General features: G+C 64.5%; 23 protein-coding genes. 9 read left to right on the top strand and 14 right to left on the bottom strand.

Features of this window, described 5'->3' with window-relative positions; translation table 11 throughout:
• Positions 1–88: 88 nt before the first annotated feature.
• From NCR37_RS21250 to pssA, 7 genes are all read right to left on the bottom strand, one after another.
• Positions 89–772, bottom strand: a complete 684-nt coding sequence (locus NCR37_RS21250; RefSeq protein ID WP_250474802.1) for a response regulator — start codon at positions 770–772, stop codon at positions 89–91.
• An 82-nt stretch (positions 773–854) separates the two neighbouring features.
• Positions 855–1,532, bottom strand: coding sequence for a response regulator (locus NCR37_RS21245; RefSeq protein WP_250474801.1), 678 nt, complete (start codon positions 1,530–1,532; stop codon positions 855–857).
• 436 nt (positions 1,533–1,968) lie between these two features.
• Positions 1,969–4,308 carry a putative bifunctional diguanylate cyclase/phosphodiesterase gene (locus NCR37_RS21240; RefSeq protein ID WP_250474800.1) on the bottom strand — a complete coding sequence of 780 codons (2,340 nt, stop codon included), beginning with the start codon at positions 4,306–4,308 and terminating at the stop codon, positions 1,969–1,971.
• Between the two features lies 1 nt (position 4,309).
• Entirely contained in the window at positions 4,310–4,921 is a 612-nt protein-coding gene (locus NCR37_RS21235; protein ID WP_250474799.1) for a methylamine utilization protein, read from the bottom strand.
• Positions 4,918–5,346 (bottom strand): group I truncated hemoglobin, encoded by a 429-nt coding sequence (locus tag NCR37_RS21230; RefSeq protein WP_250474798.1) that lies wholly within the window; start codon positions 5,344–5,346, stop codon positions 4,918–4,920. The genes NCR37_RS21235 and NCR37_RS21230 overlap by 4 nt, the downstream gene beginning before the upstream one ends.
• Positions 5,347–5,357: 11 nt before the next feature.
• The gene (locus tag NCR37_RS21225; protein ID WP_250474797.1) at positions 5,358–6,278 is read right to left on the bottom strand and encodes a DUF3034 family protein; all 921 of its coding nucleotides are present in this window, start codon (positions 6,276–6,278) and stop codon (positions 5,358–5,360) included.
• A gap of 174 nt (positions 6,279–6,452) precedes the next feature.
• Positions 6,453–7,061 (bottom strand): CDP-diacylglycerol--serine O-phosphatidyltransferase, encoded by a 609-nt coding sequence (pssA, locus tag NCR37_RS21220; protein WP_250474796.1) that lies wholly within the window; start codon positions 7,059–7,061, stop codon positions 6,453–6,455.
• A 168-nt stretch (positions 7,062–7,229) separates the two neighbouring features.
• On the opposite strand from pssA, the gene NCR37_RS21215 reads away from it, so the two are divergent.
• Positions 7,230–7,745 (top strand): MerR family transcriptional regulator, encoded by a 516-nt coding sequence (locus NCR37_RS21215; protein WP_250474795.1) that lies wholly within the window; start codon positions 7,230–7,232, stop codon positions 7,743–7,745.
• Positions 7,742–9,295, top strand: coding sequence for an MFS transporter (locus NCR37_RS21210; protein WP_250474794.1), 1,554 nt, complete (start codon positions 7,742–7,744; stop codon positions 9,293–9,295). Before NCR37_RS21215 ends, NCR37_RS21210 begins: the two co-directional genes overlap by 4 nt.
• A 13-nt stretch (positions 9,296–9,308) precedes the next feature.
• Here the strand turns inward: NCR37_RS21210 and NCR37_RS21205 are convergent, their stop codons facing one another.
• The 6 genes from NCR37_RS21205 to NCR37_RS21180 form a co-directional block, all read right to left on the bottom strand.
• Complete coding sequence (locus tag NCR37_RS21205) at positions 9,309–9,650, bottom strand: GFA family protein (protein ID WP_250474793.1); 342 nt, start codon at positions 9,648–9,650, stop codon at positions 9,309–9,311.
• Positions 9,647–10,060, bottom strand: a complete 414-nt coding sequence (locus NCR37_RS21200; protein WP_250474792.1) for an ester cyclase — start codon at positions 10,058–10,060, stop codon at positions 9,647–9,649. Before NCR37_RS21200 ends, NCR37_RS21205 begins: the two co-directional genes overlap by 4 nt.
• Before the next feature lie 77 nt (positions 10,061–10,137).
• Positions 10,138–12,057, bottom strand: a complete 1,920-nt coding sequence (locus NCR37_RS21195; RefSeq protein ID WP_250474791.1) for a DNA-binding protein — start codon at positions 12,055–12,057, stop codon at positions 10,138–10,140.
• A 105-nt stretch (positions 12,058–12,162) separates the two neighbouring features.
• Entirely contained in the window at positions 12,163–13,197 is a 1,035-nt protein-coding gene (locus tag NCR37_RS21190) for a PDDEXK nuclease domain-containing protein (RefSeq protein ID WP_250474790.1), read from the bottom strand.
• Between the two features lie 172 nt (positions 13,198–13,369).
• Positions 13,370–13,795 (bottom strand): NUDIX domain-containing protein, encoded by a 426-nt coding sequence (locus tag NCR37_RS21185; RefSeq protein ID WP_248324568.1) that lies wholly within the window; start codon positions 13,793–13,795, stop codon positions 13,370–13,372.
• A 176-nt stretch (positions 13,796–13,971) separates the two neighbouring features.
• Positions 13,972–14,589 carry a DJ-1/PfpI family protein gene (locus NCR37_RS21180; protein ID WP_250474789.1) on the bottom strand — a complete coding sequence of 206 codons (618 nt, stop codon included), beginning with the start codon at positions 14,587–14,589 and terminating at the stop codon, positions 13,972–13,974.
• A 552-nt stretch (positions 14,590–15,141) separates the two neighbouring features.
• On the opposite strand from NCR37_RS21180, the gene NCR37_RS21175 reads away from it, so the two are divergent.
• The 7 genes from NCR37_RS21175 to NCR37_RS21145 all read left to right on the top strand — a co-directional run bounded on the left by NCR37_RS21175 (position 15,142) and on the right by NCR37_RS21145 (position 24,814).
• On the top strand, positions 15,142–17,388 hold the full coding sequence (locus NCR37_RS21175; protein ID WP_250474788.1) for a polysaccharide biosynthesis tyrosine autokinase: 2,247 nt from the start codon (positions 15,142–15,144) through the stop codon (positions 17,386–17,388).
• 91 nt (positions 17,389–17,479) lie between these two features.
• Positions 17,480–18,757 (top strand): Vi polysaccharide biosynthesis UDP-N-acetylglucosamine C-6 dehydrogenase TviB, encoded by a 1,278-nt coding sequence (gene tviB, locus NCR37_RS21170; protein WP_250474787.1) that lies wholly within the window; start codon positions 17,480–17,482, stop codon positions 18,755–18,757.
• A 20-nt stretch (positions 18,758–18,777) separates the two neighbouring features.
• Positions 18,778–19,881 (top strand): SDR family oxidoreductase, encoded by a 1,104-nt coding sequence (locus NCR37_RS21165; protein WP_250474786.1) that lies wholly within the window; start codon positions 18,778–18,780, stop codon positions 19,879–19,881.
• 85 nt (positions 19,882–19,966) lie between these two features.
• The gene (murJ, locus tag NCR37_RS21160) at positions 19,967–21,262 is read left to right on the top strand and encodes a murein biosynthesis integral membrane protein MurJ (protein WP_250474785.1); all 1,296 of its coding nucleotides are present in this window, start codon (positions 19,967–19,969) and stop codon (positions 21,260–21,262) included.
• Positions 21,259–22,449, top strand: a complete 1,191-nt coding sequence (locus NCR37_RS21155; RefSeq protein ID WP_250474784.1) for a glycosyltransferase family 4 protein — start codon at positions 21,259–21,261, stop codon at positions 22,447–22,449. The genes murJ and NCR37_RS21155 overlap by 4 nt, the downstream gene beginning before the upstream one ends.
• Positions 22,446–23,621 carry a glycosyltransferase family 4 protein gene (locus NCR37_RS21150; protein WP_250474783.1) on the top strand — a complete coding sequence of 392 codons (1,176 nt, stop codon included), beginning with the start codon at positions 22,446–22,448 and terminating at the stop codon, positions 23,619–23,621. Before NCR37_RS21155 ends, NCR37_RS21150 begins: the two co-directional genes overlap by 4 nt.
• The gene (locus tag NCR37_RS21145; protein ID WP_250474782.1) at positions 23,618–24,814 is read left to right on the top strand and encodes a glycosyltransferase; all 1,197 of its coding nucleotides are present in this window, start codon (positions 23,618–23,620) and stop codon (positions 24,812–24,814) included. Before NCR37_RS21150 ends, NCR37_RS21145 begins: the two co-directional genes overlap by 4 nt.
• 144 nt (positions 24,815–24,958) lie before the next feature.
• On the opposite strand, the gene NCR37_RS21140 is transcribed toward NCR37_RS21145, so the two are convergent.
• On the bottom strand, positions 24,959–25,189 hold the full coding sequence (locus NCR37_RS21140; RefSeq protein WP_250474781.1) for a hypothetical protein: 231 nt from the start codon (positions 25,187–25,189) through the stop codon (positions 24,959–24,961).
• Positions 25,190–25,310: the final 121 nt, after the last annotated feature.

The following is a 25,310-nucleotide window of genomic DNA, read 5'->3' as shown; positions in this document are numbered from 1 at the left end:
GGCCGAACGCAAATTCCGGAAATGTCCTAGCGGCAAAACTGCCCTGAAGGGCAACCGGCTCGCATTGCGCGGCCGGTCGAACCACGCGCTAGATGTAATGCACGTCGCGCGCCGCGCGCGAGCGGTCCAGCGACAATCCCCGGTCCACCGCGAAGCGATGCAACTCCGCCTCGCGCGAAAAGCCGAGCTGTCTGCATGCCTTGACGCGCCGCGCGCTGATCGTGCTCTTGCCGAGGCTGAAGAGCCGAGCCGTCTCGACGACGCCCATGCCGCATAGCATGAGGCCCGTGACTTCCATTTGCCACCGCGTGAGCGCCGCGAAGCGCCGCAGGTCCGGCTCCGCGTTGAACTGCGCGAGCGCGCACATCGCCACGGGCGATCGATAATGCTTGCCCATCGCCAGGTCGCGCACCGCGTTTACCACGACCGACATTTCTTCGCGCTTGCTCACGATGCCCGCGACATCGCGCTGGGCCAGCGTGCCGACGAGGAACGGATCGTCGAACTCGCTATAGACGAGAACCGGCAGGTGCGGATACTTGACCGAAACGGAAGAGAGAAAACGCCAGCCGTCGAGCGCGCCGCCGGCCGGCATCGAATAGTCGGTGACGATGACGTCGCAATGCTCGCGATTCAGCAGCTCAATCAATTCAGAAGGATAACTAACGGCCCCAATCACTTCGATACCGGCGGTTTCGAGTGCGTTACGCAGTCCGCATACCACGAGGGGATGATCGTCGACGATCGCGACGCTGATCTTTTTTTTCAGCATTATTATGTTCTCCATTCAGACGGCAATTTCGCCGTCGCCTCCAACCAAAACTGACTCGGGCGACGCTTACGCACGCCCCCCGTCACGCGGGCCAAAGCTCGTTCCCGGCTGTCGAGCGATCCAGCCACAAGCCATGTCCGACCGCGAAACGGTACATCTCCCACTCGCCCGAGAAGCCGAGCCGCCTGCATGCTTCGCTGCGCTGCGCGCTAATGGTGTTGACGCGCCGGTCGAGCAGACGGGCCGTTTCGCAGACAGTGAGACCGCAGAGCATGAGACCGGTCACTTCCATCTGACGGCGGGTGAGCGCCATGAATCGCTTGTATTGCGGCAACTCACCGAAGCGTTCCAGCGACGCCCGGGCGATGGGCGACAGATAACGCTCGCCTTGCGCGAGACTGCGCGCCGCGGCAAGCACTTCCTGCATCTCGTCGCGCTTGCTCACGATCCCCGCGACACCCCGCTGCACGAGACTGCCCACAAGGAACGGGTCATCGAACTCCGTATAAACGAGAACCCGCGTCTCCGGGAACTGGCTGGAGACGGAAGCGAGAAAACGCCAGCCGTCGAGCGCCCGGTCGCCGGGCATCGAATAGTCGGTGATGACCACATCGCATGGCTCGTCGCTCAGCAGTTTCAGCAATTGCGCCGGACTCGTGACTGCGCCCAGTACATCGAAGTCCGCGCTCTCCAGTGTCTTCTGAAGTCCGCACAGCACGAGCGGATGATCGTCGACGACGGCGATTTTTGTCTTTCCCATCCTTAACCTCTCCCGACAGGCCGAATGGCCTCCTCATCAACTGACTCGCGCAGTTTTCAACCGTTAGCCCGGCTGGTCGGCGAGCGTCGCAGGAACGCGATAAGCGCGCTCTGCGAGGTCGTCACGGCGATACGATGCAAGCGTCCGTCTATCGACAATGATCCGTGCATCCATGTGGCCGTGACTTGCATTGAACGATAAAGGCGCGGCAATTTCGGTCATATAGAACGATGTCGAAAACCCTGCCCCCTTAAATCGAGCATGCAGACCTTTGGCGCAGCGGGGCTTTCGGAGAGGCAGTGATGCGGCATGCGGATCGCATCGCAAATGCGCGGCCTGCCGTCCATAGAATGAGTTCTAAACGCTTGCGCACGCGGTGTTGCGAAGGTGGCATGCCCGATGGTTAATCATCGTTATGCCGGGCATGGAACGCGATTCAGGCGGGCAGCGACGGTTCGGTTTCGACGCTGCTCTGCATGCGCCAGTGGTCGAGCCAGTCGATGAGCTTGGCGGGCGGCAGCGGCCGGCTCAGGTGAAAGCCTTGCGCGAGGTCGCAGCCGAGCGCGCGCAGGCACTGCATCGTCGCTTCGTTTTCGACGCCTTCCGCGACCACTTTCAGCCCCATGTTATGCCCGAGGTCGATGGTCGATCGCACGATGGTCTCGTCGTCCTTGTGATGCGTCATGCCCATCACGAACGACTTGTCGATCTTCAGCTCGTCCACGGGCATGCGCTTCAGATACGACAGCGACGAATAGCCGGTGCCGAAGTCGTCGATGGACAGACGAATGCCGAGCGCGTGCAGACGGTCGAGCGTCTCGATGGCGTGATTCGGATCGTCCATGATGGCGCTTTCGGTGATTTCGACGCGTATCCACTGCGGCGCCACGCCGTGCCGGTCAAGCAGGCTCTGGAACGTCTCCGGCAGCGTCGACTGGATCAACTCGCGCGCCGAGACGTTGACGGACACGGCGAGCTCGATACCTTGCGCCTGCCACGCCGCGCACTGCGCGATCGCCTTGTTCGCGACCCAGCGCGACACGGTCTTGATATAGCCGGTCTGCTCCGCGAACGGAATGAACTGGTCCGGCGCGATGAACCCGCGCGTCGGATGATCCCAGCGCACCAGCGCCTCGACATATTTCACGCGATGCGTCGCCAGATCGATCTTCGGCTGATAGTAGAGCGTCAGCTGATCGTGCTCGACGGCCTGCCGCAGTTCGCTCATCAACGATAGGCGTTCGGCGCTGTTCTCGTCGTGCCGCTCGTCGTAGAGCGCATAGCCGAGGTTCGCGCGCTTGGCCACGTACATCGCGATATCGGCGCGGCGCAAGAGCACGTTCATGTCGCTGCCGTTGTCCGGGAACGCGACGATGCCGATGCTCGCGCCCACGTCGACGAGCTGGCCTTCGATCATGATCGGCTCTTCGAGCGCGCGAAGCATGCGCGCGGCGATCACGCGCGCCGCCGGCAGATCGTCGGCGGGCAGCAGCACGGCGAACTCGTCGCCGCCCAGACGCGCGACCGTATCCGCCGGACGCTGCAATGAGGCGCGCAGGCGCTTCGCGACTTCGCGCAGCAGCATGTCGCCGATAGGATGCCCGAGCGTGTCGTTCACGAGCTTGAAGCGGTCGAGGTCCATCATCATCACGGACAACGCGCGGCTTTCTACGCGCGCCGCCACGATCGCCTCTTGCAGCCGGTCGTTGAAGAGCGCGCGATTCGGCAGGCCGGTGAGACGGTCCATGTAGGCGAGTTCGGTGATGCGGCGCTCGCGCTCGACAATGCCTTCCTGCATTTGATTGAACGCGCTCGCCAGTTCGCCAATTTCATCCTGATGGCGCACGTCGATCGCCGCGCTGTAATCGCCGTGTCCGACGCGCCGCGAGAACTGCGCGAGCGCCGCGAGCGGACGCGTGACCGAGCGCGCCATTAGCATGCTGCCCGCAATCGACACGATCACGCCCAGCATGGTGATCAGCAACAGCGCCGATTGCAGTCGATGAAACGGCGCGAGCGCCTGACTGAGCGAACGTTCCAGCAACACCGCGACGGTCTCGCCTTCAGAGTGCAGATGAAGCACGCGCGTCGCGTAGCCATCCTCGGCGAGCTGCGCCTGATTCTTGAGGCGCGCCCGCGCCGCTTCAGGCAGCGAACTCGCGAGCACGCCCCAGGCGCCGCGTTTGTCGACGGTCAGGAACGACACATCGAGCGATGTCAGCGAACTCATTTCGCGGGCGAGCGCGTCGTCGATCGCGAAGCCCATCACGACCCACGCGATCACGATAGGCGCCTTCACCGGCACCGCGACGAGCTGATACGCCTTGCCGCCGATCATGCCGAAGGACGACGCGTCGCCCTTTTGCGCCACCGTCTTGATGAGATGCGGGAACGGGAACGCCGCGCCCTGATGCGCCGCGCCGCCGCTGTCGGCAACGAGCGTGCCGTCGAGATCGACGAGCATCACGATATCCGCGTGAATGCGGTCGCCGTGATTCTGCAACGCGGAAGCGACCGTCTTGCTGTCGTGCGTCGCGACCGCCTCGCGAAAACCGAAGTCGGACGCCGCGACGCTCGCCGCCTGCGTCAACTGCTGGCTGTTGCCGCGCAGCACTTGCCCGAAGACGCGCTCGGCCACCGACAACTGTTCCTCGGCGTTCTGGTGCGCGTTCTTCAGAATCACCGAATTGATGACGACGTACGCCGCCGCCTGCGCGACGAGCATCAGCAACACGAACACCAGCGCGATGCGCGCCCGCAGGCTGTGCAGGCGCATGCTATTCGGCGGCCTTCAGTTGCAGTGAGAACTTCGCCGTCGCGTCGGAAACCGCGCTCAACTTCTGCGTGGGCTGCGCGTTCGCATCGGCCTGGCGGAAATGCCACGCGGTCAGCTTGTATGCATCGGCCGGCAGGTTGTCGATGGTGGCTGCGCCTTTCGCGTCGGTCTTCGCGAAATACGGCGTCTCGACGATTAGCAAATACGCGACCATCGCATCGTGGATATTGCAGCCCATCACGACGAGGCCGGGTTTGTCGAACACGACCGGCGCGCCCGGAATGCCGTGGTACAGGTTCAACTCGAAGCGCTTGGCCGGCGAGAACGAATACACGTCGTGCTCGATGTTGTCCTTGTTCGGAAACGTGACCGATGCGCCCGTCTGCACCACGGACACGAGCGGCACGAAGCGGCGCTTCACCTGATCGATGACCGCGCTGGCCGGTTTCGTCGCGGGCAGCTTGCCGCTTGCCGGCACCGCATACACGATGGCGTCCGGCACGGGCGCGCCCGCCTGATCGACGACTTGCACGTGAACGCTCGCCGCGTGCGCGCAGGCCGCGATGAGCGCCATCGCCGACAGCAGGGAAGAGATAACGAAGCGGGGTGTCATTCGCGGTCCTGTACGTCGCGGTACATGGGCGCCAGTTTCGCGAGCAGCTTGTTCTGCGCGTGAAACGGCACGCCGTTCTTGTCCATCGCGGCCTGCAAGTCTTCGACGAGCGCGTCGAACGCGGCGCGGTCGATGTTTTGGCCTTCGTGCGTGCGCCGCATCGGGCGGCCGGTGTATTCGCACGGGCCGCCGAGCAGCACGCAGAACTGCTCGACGAGCTTGGTCTTGATGCGCTTGATGGGCGCGTTCTCGAAGTAAGGCGCGGTGCGCGGATCGGCGAGCACGTTGTCGTACAGATCATCGACGATTCGCGTGAGTCCGGCCTGTTCCCCGAACTGGCGATAGAGCATGTCGTCGCCGGCCTGAGCGGTGCCACTGAGAGCTGCGAACGCGCACGCGGCGAGCGCGGCATGGCGAAGGATCATCGTCGTCCTCATCAGAACCCCGCCTGCAAGGAAACGTACGGCCCGCGCTGATTCCTGATCGTCGCGATATCGCCGAGCGCGACATACGCCGCCGTCAGTGAGATGTGCTTGTTCGGCGCCCACGCAATGAACGCGTCGTACGCGTCCTGCTCCCGCGCAAACGAGAGATTGTTCGGCTTCATGCGGTATTCGCCGCCAATGGCGATCTTCTTCGTCAGCAGATACGCCACCGACGATTCGAATTCCGGGTGATACGCATTCGACTTGTCGCCGCCGAAGCCCAGCAGGCCGAACTGGTTCGCCTTGGTGAAGCGCAACGTGCCGTTGAGCAGCAGGCTTTGCGCGAGCAGCAGCTTGGTCGCCGAGAGATAGAAGTCGGTTCCCGAATTGCTCGCCGCGCCGATCGCCTTCAGCACGCCGCCCTCTTCGTTGTGCTTGAACTGCACGCCGGCCGCGATCTGCGGCAGCCACGTGTCCTGATCGAGCACGGCGTCGCCGAGCAGGCGCACTTTCACGCCGAAGATGTTCTGGTTGAAGGTGTAGTTCTCGCCCAAGCCGAGCTTCGCGCCGGCTTCGCGCGTGTCGAACCGCTGACGCGCGAGCGACAGTTCCACGCGGTTCGCCACGCCGACCGTGAGGCCCCACGTGCCGAGCGCGTAGTCCTGCGTGTGGAGATACGTGCCGTGAACGTTCGCGCCGAGTTGGCGCGCGGTGCCGTAGCCGCCGATGACGGCCCACGGCGCGAGGCCGCCGCCGGCCGCGCCTTCGACTTGCGATACGCCGCCCGTCAGCAGCAGCTTGCCGCCCGTGAGCGGCACGTTCGGCGCTTCCGGCGCGTCGTCGGCGCGCGCTGGCGGCGAAAGGGTCGCGAGGCCGGCGCATGCGCACGCGATGGCGCAGGCAAGGCCCGCAGTCTTGCGGATGAATGGCATTGCGTGGATGAGCTCGTGAGACGGGTTCGTCAGAATCCCGTCGGCCGCGCGGGGAATGCCGCGTGCAAAGCGCGGCGAGCCTCGGCGTCTGGGCGGCACTTACCCGTGCGGGGGCGCCTTTCATCCACAGGTATACGGCGGTGCTGGGCGAAACTTGATAGACGCGGCAGGACGCTAGGGCTTCGGAATCCGGATACGGCTGATCATGAGCGAGCCGGAGAGCGCGTAGACCAGCACGAGCGGATGCAGCGTGAAGCCCGCAATGCGCCATTCGCCGAACCACATGTTCGGCCCGAGCGCGCCGGACCAGGCGGCCACCGCAAGCATCAGCACGATGGCGAACGATGTCGGGATGGGCGTGCCCTCGAAGTGCGTGACCTTGCCGCTGCCGCCCGACATTTCCTCTGTGGTCACGTTGTAGCGCGCGAGCCGTGACACGCCGCAAGCAACGAAGTACGCCAGCACCACGCGGTCGTACAGCCCGCGCATGCCGAATCCATAGCCGATGATGGCGGGCGCGACGCCGAACGAGATCACGTCCGCGAGCGAATCCAGTTCCTTGCCGAGGAGCGACGCCTTCTGACGCCAGCGCGCGATGCGGCCGTCGAGCACATCGAACACGAGCGCCGCGAACACCAGCGCGCACGCGAGATAGATGTGCAGGACTTCCGCGTCGTCGATGTAGCTCATCGTCGAGAAGAGCGCGCCCGTGCCGCAGATCGCGTTACCCAGCGTGAACCAGTCGGCCAGGTGGAAATCCCGGATCATCGAAAAACGTTTCATGCCTTTCTGTCTTTGCTGTATGTCGGTCATTTGCGTCGCGGAAAGCCTCGGAGTCGGGTCAAGTCTATCATCGCGCCCTCTTTCGGACGCGCCGGCTCAACGTGAACGTGAACGTACAGGTTTGCGCTATAATCCGCGGCAAGTCTCCCATTCCGGGCGCTCGCCGTCATGTCTTCCAGCAAACCCGCGCTGCTCACCATTCGCGACGCCGCCGAGCGTCTGAACGTCACGCCTCGCACGCTCAAGTACTACGAGGAGCGCGGCCTCGTCGCGCCGAGCCGTAGCGTTGGACGTTACCGGCTTTACAGCGAGCAGGACCTCGAACGGTTCGCGCGCATTCTGCGGCTTCGCGCGCTCGGCTTCTCGCTGCAAGGCATCGTCGAATTGCTGAAGCGGCCGGTCGAACCCATGGGCGACGGACGCAAAGGCTATTCCAGCGAATCGCTGCGCGAAATCGAAGCGGCGCTCGCGCAGCAGGTGGATGCGCTCGACGCGCGCATCGCCGGGGTCCGGCGCGAGCTGAAAGAGGCGCAGGCCGTGCGCGCCGAACTGAGCGATGACCTCGACTACATCCGGCGGCGCATCGCCGGCGAAAAACAGGAAACGCTCTTTCAGGAAAGGCTGGCTGCGCGGCAGCGGCGCAAGACCGAGGGCAGCGAGGGCAGCGAGGACGCCGCCGAATGACCGCCGTGCCGCTTGCGCGAAGCTCGTTCGCGTCGCGCCTTCTCGACGACGCCTTTCCGTGGGCGATTGCGCTCGCCACCGGCCTCGACTACTTCGACAACGCGGTCTTTTCGTTCTTCACGAGCTATATCGCGGGCGGCATCAACGCATCGGCAGACGAACTCGTGTGGGCATCGAGCGCGTATGCCGTCGCCTCGGTTCTTGGCATTCTCCAGCAACAATGGTGGATCGAGCGGCTCGGCTACCGGCGCTACGTCGGCGGATGCCTGCTGCTGTTCGCGGCGGGCGCGGTGGCGGCAGCCGCGTCGGAATCGTCGCTGGAACTGGCGTTCGCCCGTGGATTTCAGGGCTACTTCATCGGCCCGATGATGAGCGCGTGCCGCATCCTCATCCAGACGCAGATCACGTCGCAACGGCGAGCGACTGCGGTGCGTTACTTCCTTCTCATGATCCTGCTTGGCAGCGGACTCGCGCCGCTGATCGGCGGATATGTCGTCGCGTGGCTCGGCTGGCGCGCGCTTTTCGCATGCGGCGCGGCGGGCGGCGTCGCGATGGGCGTGTTCGCGTTGCTCGCGGTGCCGCATACGGGCCACGTAGAGCGCGAGCAGCGCGGCGAGGCGCACTTCTGGCCGTACATCACCTTCGCGTTCGCGCAGGGCGCGTTGCAGATCGTGATGCAGCAAGTGCGCTTCGAGTTGTTCAGCACATCGCCCGAACTCATCGTGCTCACAGTCGCCGGGGTGCTGTCGCTCGGCTGGTTCGTGTGGCATCAGTGGCATCATCCGCAGCCGCTGCTTCGGCTGCATGCGCTGCGCGAGAAGTCCTTCCGTGCGGGCATCGCGCTGTACATCGCGTTCTATTACGTCAGCAACGCGATGAGTTATCTCGTGTCGCGCTTTCTCGAAGGCGGCCTGCGCTATCCGGTGGAAAACGCCGGGCGGCTCGTCGGGCTTTCGTCGCTGTTCTCGGTCGTGATGGCGTTCGTCTATTTCCGCTTTTCCGCGCGCATCACGCACAAGAAATGGATGATCGTGCCGGGCTTTCTGCTAGCGGCGTTCGTCGGGTTGTGGATGTCGAGCATGCCGCCCGATGTCAGCATGCAGTGGCTCGTCGCGCCGCTTGTGCTGCGCGGCCTGTTGCTGCTTTTCATCGCGCTGCCGGTGGCGAACGTCACCTTTCGCCTCTTCGCGATCGAGGAATTCAACCACGGCTACCGCTTCAAGAATATCGTCAAGCAACTGACGTATTCGTTCTCGACCGCGACCATGATCATTCTGGAGCAGCATCGCATGGCCGTGCACGAGTCGCGGCTCGCGGAATCCGTGAGCGCATTCAATCCGCTGTTCCAGAACACGTACGAGAAATTGACTGGCGGTTTCGCGGCGCTCGGCTACGGCGCTGAGCAGGCGAAGAGCCTGGCGCTCGCGGAAGTGGGACGCATCGTCACGCAACAGGCGAGCTTTCTGAGTTCGCTCGATGGCTTCTATTTTCTGATCGGCGTTGCGCTCTGCGCGAGCGTGCTCGCCGTGTGGCAAAAGCAGATCGATTGATCGCTCGCATCGGCTATTCGGCGGCCTCGCCGCCGTGAAACACGCGCGCGCCGGCGACGGCTTCGCGCGGCATCATCCGCGTATTGATGCCCATGACCGGGCGATTCACGTCCACGGCGCGCCAGTGCGTGAGGCACCCGCACTGCGTGCAGCGATGAAACTGCAGCCGGCGCGGGCCCCACATGTAGATGTCGGTCGGGCCGCAATCGGGCGCGAAGCGGACAGCCGGCAACGGGTAATACGCCCATCGCGCGCCGTAGCGGCGGCAGAGCGAACACTGGCATTCGTTGATTTCGGCGGGCGGAGCGTCGAGTGTGAATCGGATGGCGCCGCAATGACAGGAAGCGTCGATCATGGCAAGGGAGCAGCGGTTGAAAGTTGCGCTTCGATCGCGGCTTTGTCGATCACGGACCAGACCTGCGCGATCTTGCGCTCCCGAAACTCGTAGAACACGTTCTCCGCGAACGAAACGCGCCTGCCGTCGATGCGCAGGCCCATGAAGTCATGCTTCGGCGTGCAGTCGAACCACAAGCGGCTCGCGACGAAAGGCGGATCGGCGGCGAGCAGGCGGATATCGAAGCGAAGATCGGAAATCTGCGCGAAGTCGCGTTCGAGCATCGCCCGATAGCCGGCGAGCCCGATGGACTGGCCGTTGTGGATCACGTCATCGTGAACGAACGCGCCGAGCATCGGCCAGTTCTGCTCGTTCAGGCACGCGATGTAGTCGCGGTATATCTCTGCCAGGCCGCTGCGTTCCGTTTGCATTGCAAAAGCCTCATCGCGGTGATGAAACGCGCGCACCGCTCCGATCAGTTGAAGCGGTGCGCCCACACGCGGCGCGTTTAGCCTTCTATCTTCGACATGACGGCCGTCGTCGGATCGTATCGATAGCCCTTCTGCGCAAGCTGCTGCGCGATCTTTTCGCCGATCACTTTCTGCTGCGCCTCGCGGAACACGAGTTCGTGATCCGGCTTCAGGCGCTCCAGTTCCGTTGAGAGCCGGCGCAACAACGCGACCTCGCCGGTGCTGCGCGCGTCGATGAAGAGGATCTTCTCGTTCGCCACGTCGAGCCGCTGCTTCAGGTCGCGCGCATACGTGACCCATTGCTCTGCGTTGCCGCGAAGCTCGTCATAGGCCTTCGAATGCGTCTGCGCCTGCGCGGAGATGCGGCGCTGCAATGCCGCGATTTCCTCTTCCTTGGCCGCGCCCGCCGTCTGCAACGCGATCTTGTGGTCGCGCAGTTCGTCGCGCATGGCGGCCTCGCTCTTCTCGCGCTCGGCAAGCTGCTGCGTGAGCGACGCCGCGTGCTGCTGCGCTTCGTCGGCGCGGGCGACGGCGGCGGCGGCTTCCTGCGTGACGCGCGCCAGTTCGCTTTGCGCGACGTGCTTCTCCTGCGTGATCTCGTCGATGCGGGCGCGTGCTTCGTCCAGTTCACGCGTGGCCTGCTGCAACGCTTCCTGCGCCGTGGATGCCTGCGCGCTCTGCGCCGCGCTCGTCTCGCGCTCTCTCGACAAGTCGGATTCCAGCGCCGCGATGCGCGCGTGGCTGTCGTTGATCTGGGCGCGAGCTTCGTCCAGTTCGCGCGTGGCCTGCTGCAACGCTTCCTGCGCCGTGGATGCCGCTGCGCTGTGCTGCGCCCTCGCCTCGCGCTCTGCCATCAGTTCGGACTCCAGCGCCGCGATGCGGTTCTGGCTCTCGTCGATACTGGCGCGCGCTTCGTCCAGTTCGCGAGTCGCGTGCTGCAACGCTTCGTGCGCGACCGATGCCGCCGCGCTTGCCTCGCGCTGTGCCGCGAGTTCCGACTCCAGCGCCGACATGCGCGTCTGGTTCTCGTCAATCTTCGCGCGTGCTTCGTCGAGTTCACGCGTCGCGCGCTGCAATGCTTCGTCGCGGGCCGAGGCTTCCGCTTCTCGCGCCGCGCCGGCTTCGCGTTCGCTGGCGAGCGCGTGACGCGCCGCGTCCAGTTCCGCTTCGAGCGCGGCGATGCGCGCGGCGCCTTCGTTCGCCTGCGCGGTCGCGGTCTCGGCGCGCGCCGACGCCGTGCCGGCCTCCTGCGACAGACGCTCGACTTCCTGCGAGCTCGCCGCGTGATGCTGCCGCGCTTCGTCGCGCTCGTGAGCGATACGCGCAAGCTCTTCGTTCTTGTTCGCGAGGTCGGCGCTCACGGCTTCGCGCGCCTTGCGCTCCTCGTCGAGCGACAGTCGCGCCGTGCTCAGTTCGGCGTCCTGCGCGGACACGCGCTGCGCGAGTTCGCCGGCGCGCGCTTCGGCGGCCTCGGCGCGCTCGTTCGCGGCATTGTGTTGATTCTGCAGACGCGCGACCGCTTCTTCCGATGCCCGCAGCGCGTGCATTAGCTCTTCCAGCTGCCGGCGGCTGTTCGCCGCGTCGCCCTCGGTCTGCTGGTAGACGGCGAGCGCCTCGTCACGCTCGGCAAGCGCCGTCTGGAGGCGTTGCCCGAGCATGTCGGCACGGTGCGCGCCCGCGCTATGCGCCTCGTCCCACGATGCTTGTCTCAGCCGATGCGCCGCGCTCATCAGCGCGTCGGCCAGTTCCTGCGGCATCTCGGCCGAAGGCTGCGCGGCCGGCGGCGCGGGCTGCCGGGCGTCGCGCCAGCGTTCGAGCGCGGCGGCAATGGATACGATGGAACCGCGACGCAGTTCCGACCAGACCGTCACGGGCGATACCGGACGACCGGCGTCGGTCAGGCGTTGAACGGTCGAGAAAATCTCTTCATCGGTGATGTTGTCTGCTTCTGTGAACATAGGCGCCTCGAATTACAGGCATCGGGCAACGACTTGCCAGACGAAAGATAGGATTATCCAACAACTTGGCGCTCGCGCCCCGCTTTCGTCGGATGAAGCACCGCTTCAATCCGGCTCCTGCGTGAGAAGGCGCGACCGCGCGGCCTGAATCGACTGATGCAGCTTCGCTTCGAGCGTCTCGCGCGGCGGCAGCACCGTCAGATATTCCGCGACGTGAATGCCGCTTTTGTTCAATTCCAGCAGCTCGATCTGCTCCTGCTTTTTGCCCGCGCACAGAATGATGCCGAGCGGCGGCAACTCGTCCGGTTCCTGCTCGTGCTTCGCGAGCCAGCGCAGATAGAGTTCCATCTGGCTCTTGTATTCTGCCTTGAACGCGCCGAGCTTCAGTTCAATGGCGACGAGGCGCTTGAGCTTGCGGTTGTAGAACAGCAGGTCGATGTAGAAGTCGTCGTCGTCGATCTGGAGGCGCTTCTGACGCGCGACGAACGTGAAGCCCGCGCCGAGTTCCAGAAGGAACTGTTCCATCTCGCGGAGAATCGCGTCTTCGAGGTCTTTTTCGAGGTAATGGTCGTTCAGCCCGAGAAAGTCGAGCACGTACGGGTCTTTTAGAAGCGCCGCCGGTTCCATGCGCCCTTCGTCGCGCATCGCGGCAATGTCATGCGCAATGGCGGCTTCGGGCTGGCGCGAAATGGCGCTGCGCTCGAACAGCATCGAATTGATGCGCTCCTGCATTTGCCGCGACGACCACCGCTCGACGCGCGCAAGCTCGATGTAGAAATCGCGCTTGAGCGGATCGTCGATATAGATCAGGGTCTTGAGATGCGTCCAGCTCAATTGTCTCCGCACTGCGGAGACACTCTGCTCGTCCGGGAAAATCTCCGCGAGCCGCATGCAGTGCCGCAGTTGCTTTTCGCTCCAGCCGCGTCCGTAGCGGGCGCCGAGTTCGCGCGCGAGCGTCGCGACCACTTGCCGGCCATATTCGGCGCGCGTGCCGCGCAGCACTTCGGTGCGTACCCGGCTGCCGATCTGCCAGTAGAGCAGCGTGAGTTCGGCGTTGACGGCGGCCGCCGCGCGTTCGCGGGCGGCATCGATCAGCCGGCGGACTTCGTCGAGAAGCGAAGAAGGAATGAGGTCGCTCATAGGGTGAGGGTCGGAATCGGCGATCTGGCGCAGCACCGCGCTGGCCGATTGTCTCCGCGGCGCGGAGACAATCCGGCTGCAATCCGGCTGCAATCCGGCCGGAATCCCGCTGCAATCCGGCCGCGCGCCAGTGGCGATCGTAGCGCAAGCCGCGCCACGCGGCTTTTGCCCCTCAGAACCCCGCCGACGCCCCCGGCGCCGAGCCGATGTCGCGCCACGACGAACGCGTCGTGCCGCCGCCGGCCGCGCGATTCAGAATGGCGCGCGTGCCCGGCGTGACCGGCATGGCCGCGAGCTGCGAAAGCTCGACCCAGCGTACTTCGTCGATGCCTGCGCGATAGTTCGCATGCGGACGGGCGTCGGCCGGAATCGCCACGCGATAGACGTGATGCACGTGGTGCGCCGACACGTGCTGCCACAGAAACGCCGCTGCGCTTGCCTCCGCGCCGGTCTCCTCGTAGAGCTCCCTGATGGCCGCGCTCATCGCCAGCTCGCCGTGACCGACTTCGCCGCCCGGCAGAAACCACGGACCGCCCCGTTCCTTCACCAGCAGCACTGCATGTTGGCGAACCAGCAACACCGTCGCCCGAACCCTCATGTCCCCATCTCCAAATGATTGCCGCGTCGCCCCGTTCGCGCGGCTGCCTCGTCAGCATTGCGGCCGCTGACGGTCATTTCGTTGTAACGCATAACCGACGCGCCGCGCAATCGGTTATACCGCTTTTTTCGGCAGATGTTTAACGGGCTTGAGGGGCTATCGACCGGGGAAAGCGCTCATGCGACAACGCTCGCCGCGTCTAGGTACGGCGTCACGTTGGTCATCGCGCGATCCACGTAGGCGTCCTTTTCGCCCACCGGAGCGACATAGTGGAGCGCGCTCTGCGCCGCATCGACGCCCGCGAGCCGCGCAATGACCCACGCCGCCAGATACTGGGATGCAAGGCAGCCGCCCGCCGTCGCGACATTGCCGCGCGCGAAGAACGGCTGCTCCAGGATCGCGACGCCCGCTTCCTGCACCCACGGCTTCGTCGTGAGATCGGTGCACGCCGGGACGCCTTGCAGCAAGCCGAGCTTTGCGAGCACGAGCGTGCCCGAGCACTGCGCGCCCACGAGCTGCCGCGCGGGATCGAGCGCGAGCCGCGCCATCAGGCTCGCGTCGGCGACGACTTCGCGCGTCAGCATGCCGCTGCCCACGATGACCGCATCGGCAGCGGCCGCGTCTTCCAGCGATGCCTGCGCCTTCAGCACGACGCCGTTCATCGAGCGCACTTCCGCCGACGGGCTCGCGATCGACACGGTCCAGTCCGGCTTCTTGACGCGATTGAGTATGCCGAGCGCGATCAGCGAGTCGAGTTCGTTGAAGCCTTCGAAGGTGAGAATGGCGATGTGCATGGCGGCTAGGGATCGGCGTTAGGGACTTCGCATGCTAAAGCCACGAGCGGACGCAGGCAACCGGGGCTTCCGGGGCCGGGTCTCTATTAGTACATCGAGCCTTTCTGCCACCGTCCATTCTTCCGACGAAGCTTTCGCATTATCGTTCTTTTAAGCGTTCGAACAAAACCGGCTTTATTGCGAAATAGTCGACTCGATTAATACGCGAGTCATAAGAACATGCAATTCACGTTCGATTCATTAGATGGATACGGCGTCCGTATAAACACCGACTCTAAGACGCTTGCATTAGTAACCCGAATTAACTAGCTGCGAGCGTTCTTCTATATTCCTCAGGCAATTTGATTCGCCGTCCGATATACCCGCAGGCCGGAGTGTGGGGTTCCGCGCATACCCGTGAAATGCAGACTGATACGGTTGCGTCACGCGCAATTTCTCTCAAGCGCACACGGAACATTCATCTGTCTTCCTTAGAAACTCACTCGGAGCATCCCGCTGCAGAAGTCCGCCGTCTCTGTCTGAACCGACCATAAGCGCCCGGAACTGCTGAATATGATTGCCAGAACTAAAACGTCCGACGAAGCCGCTACCGAAACCGACGACGAGATTCCTTTTGCCTCTTTAATCGACACGGTGATCAATCACCGCGTGCTGATCACGGTGGTCGTGCTTTTCGCGTTGTTGCTCGGCGCGGCTTACGCGTATCTGAGCCCGCCCATCTATCGATCCGCGATTCTGATCAAGGTCGAAGACAACAAGGACGTATCGAATTCGCGCCCCGGCGATCCGCTGAGCAACATGCTGCCGACGCTCGACGATCGCTCCTCGGCGGAAGGCGAAATGCAGGTGCTCGGCTCGAAGCTCGTGGTCTCGCGGGCGGTCGACGCGCTCAAGCTGTACATCAGCGCCGAGCCGCGGCGCTTGCCGATTTTCGGCAACCGCTTCTCGCATCACAACGGCGAGTTGTCGGAGCCGGGCCTCTTCGGCTTCGGCGATTACGCGTGGGGCGACGAATCCATCACCGTGCCCGACCTCGACGTGCCGCGCCAGCTCGAAGGCAGCAAGTTCACGCTGACGGCGCGCAAGGACGGACAGTACGAGTTGAGCAATCCCGCGCTCGGCACGCCGGTCATCGGCACCGTGGGCGAAGTGTTGCTCGTGCAGACGCCGAAAGGACCGGTGCGCCTGCTCGTCACGGCGCTGCGGGGCAATCCGGGCGTCGGCTTCGAGGTCGTGCACTACTCGCGTCAGCTGACCATCGACGCGATCCAGAGTCAGATGAAGATCAGCGAGCAGGGTAATAAATCGAGCGTGCTGAAGGCGACGCTCGAAAGCGCCGACGCCGTGCAGGTGGCCGCGACCATCAACGAGATCGGCCGGCAGTACGTGCGGCTCAATGGCGACCGCAAGGCCGTCATCGCGGAGAATTCGCTGACTTACCTGCAACGCCAGTTGCCGGTGCTCAAGCGTCAGATGGAAGACGCGGAGAACGCGTACAACACTTACCGCGACAGGAATTCGCTGCTCGATACGGATGAAGCGAACCGCCTGCTGCTCAAGCAGACCGCCGACACCAGCGCGCAGCTCCTCACCTTGCGCCATTCGCGCGACGAGCTCTCCACGACGTTTTCGAGCGCGCACCCGCGAATCGTCGCGATCGACAAGCAGATCGCCGCGACCGAGCAGTTTCTCTCGAAGCTGAACGACCGCACGCGTTCCATGCCGATGGAAGAGCAAGGCGCGCTGCGCCTCCTGCGCAACGTCCGGGTGAGCACCGACCTCTACACGGCGTTGCGCAACAACATCGAAGAGATGATGCTCATCAAGGCAGGCAAGGCCGCGTCGGTTCAATTGATCGACACGGCGGACGTGCCCGAACTGCCGGTCAAGCCGATCAAATGGCTCGCGTTCGCCGTCGCGCTCGCGCTCGGCCTCTTTGCCGCCGTGGGCCTCGCGATGCTGCTCGACCGCATCTTCCGCGGCGTCACGGATACGCAGGAGATCGAAGTCGAAACCGGTCTGAGCGTATTCGCGACGATTCCGCAGAGCGCGCGTCAGCCAGCGCTCTCCAGCGTCGTGAACGGCACGTCGCCGCGTCAGGCGGTGCTCGCCGCTCAGTTCCCGAAGGACCCGACGGTCGAAGCGCTGCGCATTCTGCGCTCGGCGCTCCAGTTCTCGCTGGTCGGCGCGCGCAACAACGTCGTCATGATCGCCGGGCCGCTGCCGGGCGTCGGCAAGTCGTTCTTGTCCGCGAATCTCGCCACGGTGCTCGCATCGGGCGGCACGCGCGTGCTGCTGATCGATGCCGACTTGCGCAAAGGCTATCTGCATCGGCAGTTCGGCATTCAGCCGGGCCCGGGGCTCGCGAACATCCTGCTCGGCACGCATACCTTCGAAGGCTCGGTGCAACGCAACGTGCTGCCCAATCTCGATGTGCTGCAAGGCGGACCGTATCCGGCGAGCCCGGCCGAGCTGCTGTTGAACTCGAAGTATCGCGAGGTGATCGCAGAAGCGTCGCGAAGCTACGACATCGTGCTGGTGGACGCCGCGGCCGTGCTCGCCGTGTCGGACGCAGGCGCGATCGCTCCGGCGGCCGGCACCATCTTCCTCGTTTCGCTGTATGGACGCACGCGCGTCGGCGAAATCAAGGAGGCGATGAAGCGGCTGAACCAGACGGGCGCGCGCGTGACCGGCGTGCTGCTCAACGGCGTCTCGCTGCATACGGCGAACAAGGCGCTCGCGGGCCGCTACGGCAGCAGCGCCTATGTGGCGCACAACTACGAGTCCGCACCCGAATAAGCTCGCCCGGTCCCGCGCCGTGGGGCCGCAGCAGACGAACCGCCAGGCACCATCCGACCCCACGCGTTGCTTAGAGACTGGAGAAACCGTCATGCGTTCGCTTACTGACCAGAAGATCGCCGTGATCGGGCTCGGCTATGTCGGCCTGCCCCTCGCCGTCGAGTTCAGCAAGCATCATGAAGTCGTGGGCTTCGACGTGAACCGCCATCGCATCGACTCGCTGCGCGAAGGCCACGACGCGACCCTCGAAGTCCCCGACGACGAACTGCGCGCCGCAAAATCGCTCGTCTTCGCCGACGATCCCGCAGCGCTCAAGGACTGCACCGTTTTCATCGCCACGGTGCCGACGCCGATCGACCGGCACAAGCGCCCCGATCTCGGCATGCTGCTGCGCGCGAGCGAAACCATCGGCTCGGCGCTGAAACCCGGCGATGTCGTGATCTACGAATCGACCGTGTATCCGGGCGTCACGGAAGAAGAATGCGTGCCCGTGCTCGAACGCGTGTCGGGCCTGCGCTTCAACGTGGACTTCTTCGCCGGCTACAGTCCTGAGCGCATCAATCCGGGCGACAAGCTGCATCGCCTGCCCGACATCAAGAAGGTGACCTCCGGCTCGACGCCCGAAGTCGCGGACGCGGTGGACGAGTTGTATCGGCAGATCATCACCGCGGGCACGCACAAGGCGGGCAGCATTCGCGTGGCGGAAGCGGCGAAGGCCATCGAGAACACGCAACGCGATGTGAACATCGCGCTCGTGAACGAGCTGTCGATCATCTTCAACAAGATGGGCATCGACACCGAAGCCGTGCTCCTTGCGGCCGGCACCAAGTGGAACTTCCTCAACTTCAGGCCGGGGCTCGTCGGCGGCCACTGCATCGGCGTCGATCCCTATTATCTGACGCACATGGCGCAATCCATCGGCTACAACCCCGAGATCATTCTCGCGGGGCGGCGCCTGAACGACAGCATGGGCACCTACGCGGTCTCGCAACTCGTGAAGGCGATGACCCGGGCGCGTATCTACATTCCCGGCGCGCGCGTGCTGGTGATGGGCCTCGCGTTCAAGGAGAACTGCCCGGACATGCGCAACTCGCGCGTGGTGGATATCGTCACGGAGCTGCAGCAATACGGCACGAACGTCGATGTCTACGATCCGTGGATCTCGCGCGAAGACGCGTATCACGAGTACGGCATTCAGCCCATCGAGGAACCTTCGAAAGGCGCGTACGACGCGATCATCGTGGCGGTATCGCATCGTCAGTTCGCGGAGATGGGCGCTGACGCGCTGCATGCGCTCGGCAAGGACCAGCATGTGGTGTACGACCTGAAATACGTGCTTCCGGCCGACGCCAGCGACCTGCGTCTGTGACGCCTTCACAGAGAACGACCATGCCCGACTCCGACCTTGACCTCGACCGATACGAATCCGTATGCGAAGCGTTGCGCAAGAAGCCGCAGACGTGGCTTGTCACCGGAGTGGCCGGTTTCATCGGCTCGAACCTGCTCGAAGCCTTGCTGGCGCTCGATCAACGCGTGGTCGGCCTCGACAACTTCGCGACCGGGCACCGGCGCAATCTGGACGAAGTGCGCAGCCTCGTCGACGAGCGGCAGTGGCAGCGCTTTCGCTTCATCGAAGGCGATATCCGCCATCCCGGCGATTGCAAGGCGGCGCTCGAAGGCGTGGATCATGTGCTGCACGAAGCGGCGCTCGGTTCCGTGCCGCGTTCGGTGCGCGATCCCATCGCGACGCACGATGTCAACCTGAGCGGCTTTCTCAACATGCTGTGCGCGGCGCGCGAAGCGGGCGTCGAGAGCTTCACGTACGCCGCGTCGAGTTCGACCTACGGCGACCATCCGGGCTTGCCGAAGATCGAGGATCGCATCGGCCAGCCGCTCTCGCCGTATGCCGTGACCAAGTATGCGAACGAACTGTATGCGTCGGTGTTCGCGCGGACCTACGACTTCCACGCGACGGGGCTGCGCTATTTCAACGTCTTCGGCAAGCGTCAGGACCCGGACGGCGCGTATGCGGCCGTGATTCCGAAGTGGACCGCCGCGCTGATCGAAGACGAAGTCATCACTATCAATGGCGACGGTGAGACGAGCCGCGACTTCTGTTATGTCGATAACGTCGTGCAAGTGAATATCCTTGCCGCGATGGCAGAGCGCGAGGCGAAGGGGCAGGTGTACAACGTCGCGGTCGGGGACCGCACGACGCTCAAGCAGTTATACGAAGAACTCAAGCGGGCGCTCGCCCGACATGGCATTACGAGCCGCCGGGACCCGGAGTACGGCCCGTTTCGCGCAGGCGACGTGCGTCATTCGCAAGCCGACGTCTCCAAGGCCGAGCGTCTGCTCGGTTACGGACGCAAGGTCGCTTTCGCGGATGGCATCGAGAGAGCCATGCCGTGGTATGTCCGCTTCCTTTCAGAACAAGCTGACCGCGAGCCAATCAGCGCACAGGCGCTTTCGGCCGCAGGCGGCGGACCATGAGGCCCTTGCGTTGATCTCACAATTTGCGGCACTGAGAGAACGGCTTTTACAGCTTCACCCGGATCACCTGCGCGCCGCGCGCGGGATGGCACGCGTCGCCGTCTTCGTCCTGCTCGGGCGATGCGCGGGCGCGGCCAAGGAAATGGTCATCGCGTACCGCTATGGCATCAGTCACGTCGTGGATGCGTATCAGATCACGCTGACGCTCGTTTCGTGGCTGCCGGCCGCATGCTCGGCGGTGTTCGCAATCGTGCTCGTTCCGGCGTTCGTGGATCTGCGCCGCCAGTCGGCCGAAGATGAGGCGCAGTTTCTCGGTGAACTGGTGGCATGGGGAATCGTCGTCGGCATTCTCTTCACTGCGATCCTTTATCTCGTGTGGCCGTATGCGCTTCAATTCATGGCGGGCGGCCTCTCCGCGAAGACGAGGGAGATGGCGCATCAGATGATGCTGGTCATGGCGCCCATCGGGGTACTTATCATGATCGAGACTGCGTACGGCACGCGCTTGCAGTCGAAAGAGCGCCATATCGGCACGCTGCTCGACGGCTTGCCCGCCGTGATGACGCTGCTGCTCGTGCTGTTCATGACGGAAAAGAGCGCAATGGTGCCGCTCATGTGGGGCACGCTGCTCGGCTATGCCCTATTCGTGCTGGTGGTCTGGCCGCTCGGCGGCAAGGTGGAAGGCCGTTACGCGCGCCTCTCGCTCACGTTCCGTTCGCAGCGCTGGCAACCCATCTATCGCGCAGTGCGCGTCTTCATGCTGGGCCAGCTCGTGGTGTGCTGCTCGCCTGCGCTGGATCAATACTTCGTCGCGCATCTGGGCGATGGCGCCGTCGCCACGCTCGGTTATGCGAACCGCGTCTTCGGCCTGCTGATCAGCATGGGCGCGCTCGCCATTGCGCAGGGCACGCTGCCCGTGCTCTCCGACATTCTCGGCAAGGACGACGTGACGCGCGCGCGGCAGACCGCGTTCCAATGGTCCGTGCTGATGCTGGGCGCGGGGACGGTGTGCGCCGTGATTGCCTATCCGCTCGCGCCGTGGATGGTGCAGGTGCTCTTTCAGCGCGGCGCGTTCACCGCGAGCAATACGCTGCTCGTCGCCGAGCTGATGCGTTATTCGCTCGTGCAGTTGCCCTTCTATTTCGCGGCGCTGGTGATGATGAACCTCCTGGCCGTCGAGGGGCGCTACAAGGACATGGCGGTCGTCACGGCGCTCGCCTTCGTCGTGAAGGTGCTGGCCAACGTCGTGCTCACGCGCTGGATCGGCATGCCGGGCGTGCTGCTCGCAACCGGCATGATGCACGCTTCGGTCTTCGGCCTTTCGATGATCGTCGCGAGGCGCGTGCCGCCCGCGCGTCCCACGGGAGATCTGGTTACATGAACATCACGCTGCTCGTGAGTTCGATGGGAAGCGGCGGCGCCGAACGCGTCGCGGCCACGCTCGTCAATGCGTGGAGCGAGCGCGGCGACAACGTCACGCTGGTCGCGACGTATCGTCGTAGCACGCCCTGCTTCTATGCGCTGTCGGACAAAGTGCGCTTCGTGCGGCTGGCCGACCGCGTGAAGCAGCCGCGCGGCGGCGCGCTCGGTTATCTGGAGCGCCAGCGCGCGCTGCGCGCGATCATCGCCGAGAGCCGGCCGGATGTCGTCGTGTGCTTTCTGTATAACGTCAACGTCGCGGGCATTCTCGCGTCGCTTAGGCAACGCGTGCCGCTCGTCGTGTGCGAGCACAACGATCCGTCCGTCGACGGCCGCTCGCGGTTCTGGCGGCTCGCCACTCGTCTTGCCTATCCGCACGCGGACGCGGTAACGGTCCTGACCGACAATGTCGTGGAGCCTTTTCGGGCGATGGTTCCCGGCGTGCGCCACATGGCGGTCATGCCGAACCCGCTGCCGCCCGAACTCTTCCGCGAGTGCGGGCCGCGCGCGCTTGCGGCCGAGAACGGACGCATGCGCCTCGCTTCGTTCGGGCGTCTCCATCCGCAGAAGAATTACGGACTGCTCATCGACGCGTTCGCGGCGATTGCTCCGCGCTTCCCGCTGTGGGACCTGACCATATGGGGCGAAGGCGCCGAGCGCGCATCGCTACAGGCGAAGATCGACGGCTTCGGTCTCGGCGAACGCATTTCCATGCCCGGCGTCACGAGCGATCCGTGGGCGGAGATGCGGCGCGCGCAGGCGTTCGCCATGTCGTCGCGCTTCGAAGGATTCGGGCTCGCGCTCGCCGAAAGCATGGCGCTCGGCGTGCCCGCCGTGGCGGTCGATTGCCGCAGCGGCCCGCGCGACATCACGCGCAACGGCGAAGACGCGCTGCTCGTGCCGCCGAACGACCGCGACGCGCTCGCCGACGCGCTGGCCCGTCTGCTCGGCAACGCAAGACTGCGCGCTGAACTTGGACGCAAAGGCGCACAGTCGATGCGCGAGCGTTACTCGGTCGACGCAGTTCTCAGGCTCTGGGACGCGCTATTCGAGCGCGTCGGTGTGCGGGCAGCCGGCATCCACGCGCCGCAGAGCGCGAACGTCCGCAATCGTCGGGGCACAACTACGCTGCATGGGACGAGGCCATGAACAAAGTCATCCTGTTTGCGAATACCGACTGGTATCTGTACAACTTCCGCCTGTCGCTGGCCTACCGGTTACGCGATATGGGTCACGAAGTCGTGCTGATATCGCCGCCCGGCGAATACGGGCCGAAGCTGTGCGAACTCGGCTTTCGCTGGCGCGCCGTGCCGATGATCCGCCGCAGTCTGAATCCGTTCCGCGAACTGGCGTTGGTGTTATGGCTCGCCCGCCTCTTTCGCGAAGAGGACGCGGCGCTGGTGCACGGTTTCACGATCAAGAGCGCGGTGTACGGATCACTCGGCGCGAAGCTGGCCGGCGTGCCCGCACGGGTGAATTCGGTGGCGGGCCTCGGCTATGTGTTCACGAGCCGCGATCTCAAAGCGCGGCTGCTGCGCCCGCTCGTTCGACGCGTGCTGCGCGTCGCGCTCGATGGCGACGACTGCGCGCTCATTCTTCAAAACCCCGACGATGTGACGATGTTCAAGACCGCGCGCCTCGTCGACGAAAAAGCGATTCATCTCATCAAAGGCTCGGGGGTGAACTGCTCGCGCTTCAAGGCGCCGCCCGACGACGCACCGCTCTCGTCCGAACCGCTGCGCGTGCTACTCGCCGCGCGCATGTTGTGGGACAAAGGCATCGCCGAATTCGTCGAAGCAGCGCGCGTACTCAAGCGCGAGCATCGCACCCTCCGCTTCGTGCTCGCGGGCATGCCGGACGCGGGCAATCCGGCGTCCATCGAGCGGTCGACCATCGAAGGCTGGGTGGCCGAAGGTCTCGTGGAATGGCGCGGTCACGTGAGCGACATGCCCGCGCTGCTCGCGCAAACCGACGTGATGGTGCTGCCGAGCTATCGCGAAGGCTTGCCGAAATCGCTGATCGAGGCGGCGGCGTGCGCGCTGCCGCTCATCACGACGGACGCGCCCGGCTGCCGCGAAGTCGTCAGTCGCAACGGCGAGGACGGTCTCGTGGTGCCGGTGCGCGATGCGACGGCGCTCGCTAACGCGATCCGCCTGCTCGACGACGATCGCGCGCTCGCGCGCCGGCTGGGTCTTGCCGCTCGCGACAAAGCCTTGCGCGAGTTCGACGAAGCCATCGTGCTCGACAAGACCATCGGCGTGTACCGCACGCTCGCGCCCGCGCCGGAACGCGCGCCTTCGTCGCTTCACATCGCGCCGTGAAAATCGTCCATATCATCACGGCGCTGCCGGCCGACGGCGCGGAGATGCTCCTTTACCGGCTGATACGCGCATCGCGCGGGACCGGCGTTCGGCATACGGTGATCTCGCTTTCGTCCGAAGACACGCTGGCGGCGCGCATTCGCGAAGCGGGCGCCGAAGTACGCATCCTCGGCATGCGCCGCGGTGCGCCCGGTCCGCGCAAGTTCGCGACGCTGATCCGCTGGCTCGGCGAACTGGATCCGGATGTCGTGCAGACGTGGCTTTATCACGGCGATCTGATGGGCGGGCTCGCCGTGCATGCCGCGAGCGCCTGGCGACGGATGCGCGGTTTGCGCGCGCCGCGTCCCGCGCTTGTATGGGGCATCCACCACACCGACTTGCGCTCGACCGGCAGCAACCGCACGACGCGCTGGGTCACGCGAGCGTGCGCGCTGCTGTCGGCGCGCGTGCCGGATTCGATCATCTGCTGCGGCGAGGCGGCCAGGCGTTCGCACGCGCACGGCGGCTATTGCGCGACCAAGATGATGGTGATTCCGAACGGCTTCGAGCCGGATGTCTTCAGACCGATGCCGCAGGCGCGCGAGACCTTGCGCCGCACGTTCGGCTTCGACGCGGATGCGCCGGTGATCGGTATCGTCGGGCGATATCACCCGGTGAAGGACTACCCGAATTTCATCGCCGCGATGCGCCGCGTGCTTCAGGCGCTCCCGCATTGCCGCTTCGTGATGGCCGGGCGCGGCCTCGACGAGAGCAACGGCGAACTCGTCGCTTGCTTGCGCGAGGCCGGCGTCGGGCAGGCGTGCCGGCTGCTCGGCGCGTTGCCGGAACCGCAAACGACACTTGCGGCGCTCGACGTCTTCTGCCTGTCGTCGCGCAGCGAAGGCTTGCCGACGGTGGTCGGAGAAGCGATGGCCTGCGGCGTGCCCTGCGTGGCGACCGACGTGGGCGATACGAAATGGCTCATCGGCGAAACGGGGTTCGTGGTTCCGCCGCAAGACGCAGACGCGCTTGCAACGGCGCTCATCGCGATGCTGACGCTGAGTGAGGAGACACGCGCGGCGCTGGGAAAGGCGGCTCGCGAGCGGATAGAGCGTCAGTTTTCCATCGACACGACCTGGCGCCGCTATGAGGAAACGTACCGCACAACCCGCACGATGCCGCGCGGCCCGCGTGCGGAAAGGCTCAATGCCTGAAACGACGCTTTGGTTGCCGCTTGGGTCACCGCTTTGGTCCCATTACGTGCGTTCGCTGTTGCCCACGACACGACAGACTGACGATTGAAGCTTTGGGTGGCGTTGAACGGGATGACCGGCCGACTTTGAAAAAACTGCACGCCTTCAGTCGGAGTGGCCCGAGCGCGACGACTGAGCCGCTTCGTTCGGCTTCAGCGGCCCGGACTTGTGGAACCGCGAACGCATGCCGCCGAACATTCCGGATGACGCCTCCGCGTTTTCCGGTTTCCGGCGGCTGCGCCGCCGCGACGGCAGCAGCACTTCGGCCAGCGCCAGCAAGGCCAGAGCGACGACCGCAAAAAACGCGATCGTGCCGACAGTAGTGGCGAAATTCATGCACTCTCCAGATGATTCGGTGCCCGGGTAAACCGCAATCGGGCCACCCTTTTAGAGCACCATCCATGCCTTAAGTTTTCGGCAGATTTCCCTGGAAGTTTAGTGCGTTGGCGCTGAGTGG

The organism is Caballeronia sp. GAFFF1, assembly GCF_023630705.1.
GTDB lineage: Bacteria > Pseudomonadota > Gammaproteobacteria > Burkholderiales > Burkholderiaceae > Caballeronia.
Note: the sequence above shows the minus strand (reverse complement) of the source record. Positions and strands in the feature narration are given on the sequence as shown.

What these genes read in the sequence shown, in the direction of transcription:
- NCR37_RS21250 (WP_250474802.1), bottom strand. Translation starts at nt 772, where the DNA reads ATGCTGAAAAAAAAGATCAGCGTCGCGATCGTCGACGATCATCCCCTC.
- NCR37_RS21245 (WP_250474801.1), bottom strand. Translation starts at nt 1,532, where the DNA reads ATGGGAAAGACAAAAATCGCCGTCGTCGACGATCATCCGCTCGTGCTG.
- NCR37_RS21240 (WP_250474800.1), bottom strand. Translation starts at nt 4,308, where the DNA reads ATGCGCCTGCACAGCCTGCGGGCGCGCATCGCGCTGGTGTTCGTGTTG.
- NCR37_RS21235 (WP_250474799.1), bottom strand. Translation starts at nt 4,921, where the DNA reads ATGACACCCCGCTTCGTTATCTCTTCCCTGCTGTCGGCGATGGCGCTC.
- NCR37_RS21230 (WP_250474798.1), bottom strand. Translation starts at nt 5,346, where the DNA reads ATGATCCTTCGCCATGCCGCGCTCGCCGCGTGCGCGTTCGCAGCTCTC.
- NCR37_RS21225 (WP_250474797.1), bottom strand. Translation starts at nt 6,278, where the DNA reads ATGCCATTCATCCGCAAGACTGCGGGCCTTGCCTGCGCCATCGCGTGC.
- pssA (WP_250474796.1), bottom strand. Translation starts at nt 7,061, where the DNA reads ATGAAACGTTTTTCGATGATCCGGGATTTCCACCTGGCCGACTGGTTC.
- NCR37_RS21215 (WP_250474795.1), top strand. Translation starts at nt 7,230, where the DNA reads ATGTCTTCCAGCAAACCCGCGCTGCTCACCATTCGCGACGCCGCCGAG.
- NCR37_RS21210 (WP_250474794.1), top strand. Translation starts at nt 7,742, where the DNA reads ATGACCGCCGTGCCGCTTGCGCGAAGCTCGTTCGCGTCGCGCCTTCTC.
- NCR37_RS21205 (WP_250474793.1), bottom strand. Translation starts at nt 9,650, where the DNA reads ATGATCGACGCTTCCTGTCATTGCGGCGCCATCCGATTCACACTCGAC.
- NCR37_RS21200 (WP_250474792.1), bottom strand. Translation starts at nt 10,060, where the DNA reads ATGCAAACGGAACGCAGCGGCCTGGCAGAGATATACCGCGACTACATC.
- NCR37_RS21195 (WP_250474791.1), bottom strand. Translation starts at nt 12,057, where the DNA reads ATGTTCACAGAAGCAGACAACATCACCGATGAAGAGATTTTCTCGACC.
- NCR37_RS21190 (WP_250474790.1), bottom strand. Translation starts at nt 13,197, where the DNA reads ATGAGCGACCTCATTCCTTCTTCGCTTCTCGACGAAGTCCGCCGGCTG.
- NCR37_RS21185 (WP_248324568.1), bottom strand. Translation starts at nt 13,795, where the DNA reads ATGAGGGTTCGGGCGACGGTGTTGCTGGTTCGCCAACATGCAGTGCTG.
- NCR37_RS21180 (WP_250474789.1), bottom strand. Translation starts at nt 14,589, where the DNA reads ATGCACATCGCCATTCTCACCTTCGAAGGCTTCAACGAACTCGACTCG.
- NCR37_RS21175 (WP_250474788.1), top strand. Translation starts at nt 15,142, where the DNA reads ATGATTGCCAGAACTAAAACGTCCGACGAAGCCGCTACCGAAACCGAC.
- tviB (WP_250474787.1), top strand. Translation starts at nt 17,480, where the DNA reads ATGCGTTCGCTTACTGACCAGAAGATCGCCGTGATCGGGCTCGGCTAT.
- NCR37_RS21165 (WP_250474786.1), top strand. Translation starts at nt 18,778, where the DNA reads ATGCCCGACTCCGACCTTGACCTCGACCGATACGAATCCGTATGCGAA.
- murJ (WP_250474785.1), top strand. Translation starts at nt 19,967, where the DNA reads ATGGCACGCGTCGCCGTCTTCGTCCTGCTCGGGCGATGCGCGGGCGCG.
- NCR37_RS21155 (WP_250474784.1), top strand. Translation starts at nt 21,259, where the DNA reads ATGAACATCACGCTGCTCGTGAGTTCGATGGGAAGCGGCGGCGCCGAA.
- NCR37_RS21150 (WP_250474783.1), top strand. Translation starts at nt 22,446, where the DNA reads ATGAACAAAGTCATCCTGTTTGCGAATACCGACTGGTATCTGTACAAC.
- NCR37_RS21140 (WP_250474781.1), bottom strand. Translation starts at nt 25,189, where the DNA reads ATGAATTTCGCCACTACTGTCGGCACGATCGCGTTTTTTGCGGTCGTC.